This window comes from Erwinia sp. V90_4 (assembly GCF_029967685.1).
GTDB lineage: Bacteria > Pseudomonadota > Gammaproteobacteria > Enterobacterales > Enterobacteriaceae > Erwinia > Erwinia aphidicola.
On record NZ_JASCAQ010000013.1, the window covers coordinates 1 to 3,627 of the forward strand.

Consider the following 3,627-nt stretch of genomic DNA (forward strand, 5'->3'; position numbering starts at 1 on the left):
ACCGCTGACCTCTTGCATGCCATGCAAGCGCTCTCCCAGCTGAGCTATACCCCCAAGCCGAAAAACCGTGTCGTGTTGACGGCGGGGATAATATGAAACAGTGGGGTTGGTGTCAACGGCAAAATGATAATCTGAGATCGATCGCTGAAAAAGCCGTCAAAGCGGGCAAGAAAGCGCTAACTCTCTGTTTTCTGCGGCGGTCTCATGCCTCTATATCTGCCTGAGCACTTTTTCTGTTAAGCGCAGGTTAAAACACTCCTAAAAGCTACTTGTTTTTGTTAATTGAGCGTGCAAAACTGCGGCGTTTTTTTGTTGCCGGAACCCCTTGTGCGCTGGATACAAGCGTATTTAACCGCCCGCAGAATCCGGCCCTTTTTGTCACTACACCACCAGAGTTATTATGTCATTGCACACACCAAAAGAAATTGCGGCCGTTGCCGTTGAGTCTGGCGTGGTTAAAAGCCGCACCCCGGTTTCCTCATTACTGATCCTTGGTTTTCTTGCCGGTGCGTTTATTGCATTCGGTTTCCTGCTCTATATTCACGTCGTTAACCAGCTTCCGGCAGACTGGGGCTCTTTTGGCACCCTGCTGGGCGCAGCGGTATTCCCGGTGGGGATTATTATCACCGTGCTGGCGGGCGGTGAACTGCTGACCGGAAATATGATGGTGATGCCCGTCGCCTGGTTCGCACGTCAAATCAGTGCGCTGAGCGTCATGCGTAACTGGTTCTGGGTCACCGTTGCTAACTTTATTGGCAGCGTGGCTATCGCCTGGTTCTTTGGCCATATGCTCGGCATGACCGAAGGCGACTACCTGAAAAAAACCGTCGCTATTGCCAGCGCCAAAGTTAACGCCGATTTCATGCACGCGTTTATCTCCGGCGTGGGCTGTAACTGGCTGGTCTGCCTGGCGACCTGGCTGGCTTTTGCCAGTAAAGACGTGGTGGGCAAAATCTTTGGCATGTGGTTCCCGGTGATGGCGTTTGTGGCTATCGGCTTCCAGCACGTCGTCGCGAACATGTTTATCGTTCCTGCGGCCATTTTTGCCGGTTACCTGAGCTGGGGCGAATACCTGCCAAACTTTATTGCGGTATTCCTTGGTAACGCCGTCGGCGGTGCTATTTTTGTGGGTCTGGCCTACTTTGTTGCATTTCGTGCACCGCAGCCAGCAAGCTCGACTTCCCGCTAATCGTGCTATCCCCTGCTTATGCAGGGGTATTTCAGATCCTTCTCGACTTTTTTACTCTTCGTTCTGCCAGAGTTAGTAATTTGTGTTAGTTGTTCATGTGATGAATTGTTGTAATATGCACAATGACTTTATTCGGCAAAAGGGATGGTAAAGTGAAAAAGGATTGGTTAACGCCGGAAGAACTGGCACAGCAAACAGGTTTTAGCAGACAGACCATAAATAAATGGGTGAAGAAAGAGGCTTGGACGACCGCACCGAAACCCGGTGTTCAAGGTGGAAAAGCACGCATGATTCATATTGATGAACGCGTAAAGCTCTTTTTGAAATCGACACGTCATGCTGCAGAGCCTAATGCCCAGTACCGCGTCAATCAAAATTCTCTTCCCGCACTTTTAGTGACTTCATTGCAGCAGTTGAGCCATGAGGAACAGGAGAAGCTGGCAGCGATGCTGCTACGCGAGGGAATTCAGGGGATTTTGCAGCGATTGGGTATCAGTAGTTAATACTATAAACCCGGCCTGGCGGCCGGGTTTTTTAATGGCGGAGGGTCAGGCTTCGCGGGTGGCAATAAACGCCAGCGCCTTCTCAATGCGCGCCACGCTGCGTGACTTGCCAATAGCATGCACTGTCACGTCCAGCGCAGGAGACTGACCGCCACCGGTCACCGCGACACGCAGCGGCATGCCAACCTTGCCCATGCCGACTTCCAGCTCATCCGCCGTCGCCTGAATCGCCTGATGGACGTTTTCCGCCGTCCAGTCGCTGATAGCAGCCAGCTTGTCACGCACCACTTCCAGCGGCTGACGCGCGACCGGACGCAGGTGTTTCTTCGCGGCATCAGCATCAAACTCAGCAAACTCTTCATAGAAATAGCGGCAGGACGCCGCCATCTCTTTCAGCGTCTTGCAGCGTTCACCCAGCAGTTTTACCAGCTGCGCCAGCTCAGGACCGGTGCGGGTATCAATGTTTTCCTGCTCGATATGCCACTGCAGGTGGGTAGCCACGTATTCCGGAGCCAGGCTGTTGATATAGTGGTGGTTCAGCCACTGCAGCTTTTCGGTGTTAAACGCGCTGGCAGATTTGCTGACCTGATCGAGATCAAACAGTTTGGTCATCTCTTCAAGGGTGAAAATCTCCTGGTCACCGTGTGACCAGCCCAGGCGCACCAGATAGTTCAGCAGCGCTTCCGGCAGATAGCCGTCATCGCGATACTGCATCACGCCGACCGCACCGTGGCGCTTGGAGAGTTTCTTACCGTCATCGCCGAGGATCATTGAAACGTGGGCATACACGGGCACCTGCGCGCCAATCGCTTTCAGGATGTTGATCTGACGCGGCGTGTTGTTGATGTGGTCTTCACCACGAATAACGTGGGTAATTTCCATATCCCAGTCGTCAATCACTACGCAGAAATTATAGGTCGGCGCACCATCGGTACGGCGAATGATCAGGTCATCCAGCTCCTGGTTGCTGAACTCGATCGGGCCACGGATCTGGTCGTCAAAAATAACCGAACCTTCCTGCGGGTTGCGGAAACGCACCACGCAAGGTTCATCATCCGCATGATGCTCATGGCTGTCGCGGCAGCGGCCGTCGTAGCGTGGCTTTTCGTTGTTTGCCATCTGGGTTTCGCGCAGCGTTTCCAGACGCTCTTTAGAGCAGTAGCACTTATACGCGCTACCCGCTTCCAGCATCTGGTCAATCACCGTGTTGTAACGGTCAAAACGCTTGGTCTGGTAGTAAGGGCCTTCATCCCAGTTGAGATTCAGCCAGTTCATGCCATCCATAATGGCATCGATCGCCTGCTGAGTTGAACGCTCCAGATCGGTGTCTTCAATACGCAACACAAACTCGCCGCCGTGATTGCGGGCAAATAGCCAGGAGTAAAGTGCGGTACGAGCGCCGCCAACGTGCAGATAGCCAGTTGGGCTGGGAGCGAAGCGGGTTTTGATTTTCATTAATGAATGCCTTATTACGCGGATGCTTTGGCCAGTGTCAGAAGCGTGCTGTCACGTTCTGATTTTTGTGGGGCACATTCTACCATCTGTCGTCGAATCCTCAACGCCATTCCCCGTCTGCCGGGGGAACATTGCCTTGATTTCGTTCAGCAACCCGCTGTTTTTGCCTGAAATCACCACTTCCTGACTATTTTTACGACGAACACACATTTTACATTGAAAAAGCGTTGACTCATTTCGGCGACTCCCTATAATGCGACTCCACACAGCGGGGGTGATTAGCTCAGTTGGTAGAGCATCTCCTTTACACGGAGGGGGTCGGCGGTTCGAGCCCGTCATCACCCACCATCATTTGATGAATGATGCCCGCGAAAATGCAGTACCCAGAGATTCGAGATATGGGTGATTAGCTCAGTTGGTAGAGCATCTCCTTTACACGGAGGGGGTCGGCGGTTCGAGCCCGTCATCACCCACCATATC

Annotated in this window: 3 protein-coding genes and 2 tRNA genes; 4 read left to right on the forward strand and 1 reads right to left on the reverse strand. The window is 52.8% G+C overall.

Annotated elements, in window-relative coordinates:
- Positions 1-400: 400 nt before the first annotated feature.
- Together QLG07_RS02430 and QLG07_RS02435 are read left to right on the forward strand one after the other, a co-directional pair.
- A complete protein-coding gene (locus QLG07_RS02430) occupies positions 401-1,189 on the forward strand; it encodes a formate/nitrite transporter family protein (protein ID WP_133623123.1) in 789 nt (262 codons plus the stop codon).
- A gap of 152 nt (positions 1,190-1,341) precedes the next feature.
- The gene (locus QLG07_RS02435) at positions 1,342-1,692 is read left to right on the forward strand and encodes a YfeC-like transcriptional regulator (RefSeq protein WP_048915280.1); all 351 of its coding nucleotides are present in this window, start codon (positions 1,342-1,344) and stop codon (positions 1,690-1,692) included.
- A 45-nt stretch (positions 1,693-1,737) separates the two neighbouring features.
- Here the strand turns inward: QLG07_RS02435 and gltX are convergent, their stop codons facing one another.
- The gene (gene gltX / locus QLG07_RS02440) at positions 1,738-3,147 is read right to left on the reverse strand and encodes a glutamate--tRNA ligase (RefSeq protein WP_048915279.1); all 1,410 of its coding nucleotides are present in this window, start codon (positions 3,145-3,147) and stop codon (positions 1,738-1,740) included.
- A gap of 272 nt (positions 3,148-3,419) precedes the next feature.
- On the opposite strand from gltX, the gene QLG07_RS02445 reads away from it, so the two are divergent.
- Both QLG07_RS02445 and QLG07_RS02450 read left to right on the forward strand, forming a co-directional pair.
- A tRNA-Val gene (locus QLG07_RS02445) sits at positions 3,420-3,495 on the forward strand.
- A 52-nt stretch (positions 3,496-3,547) separates the two neighbouring features.
- Positions 3,548-3,623, forward strand: a tRNA-Val gene (locus QLG07_RS02450).
- The last annotated feature ends 4 nt before the right edge of the window (positions 3,624-3,627 follow it).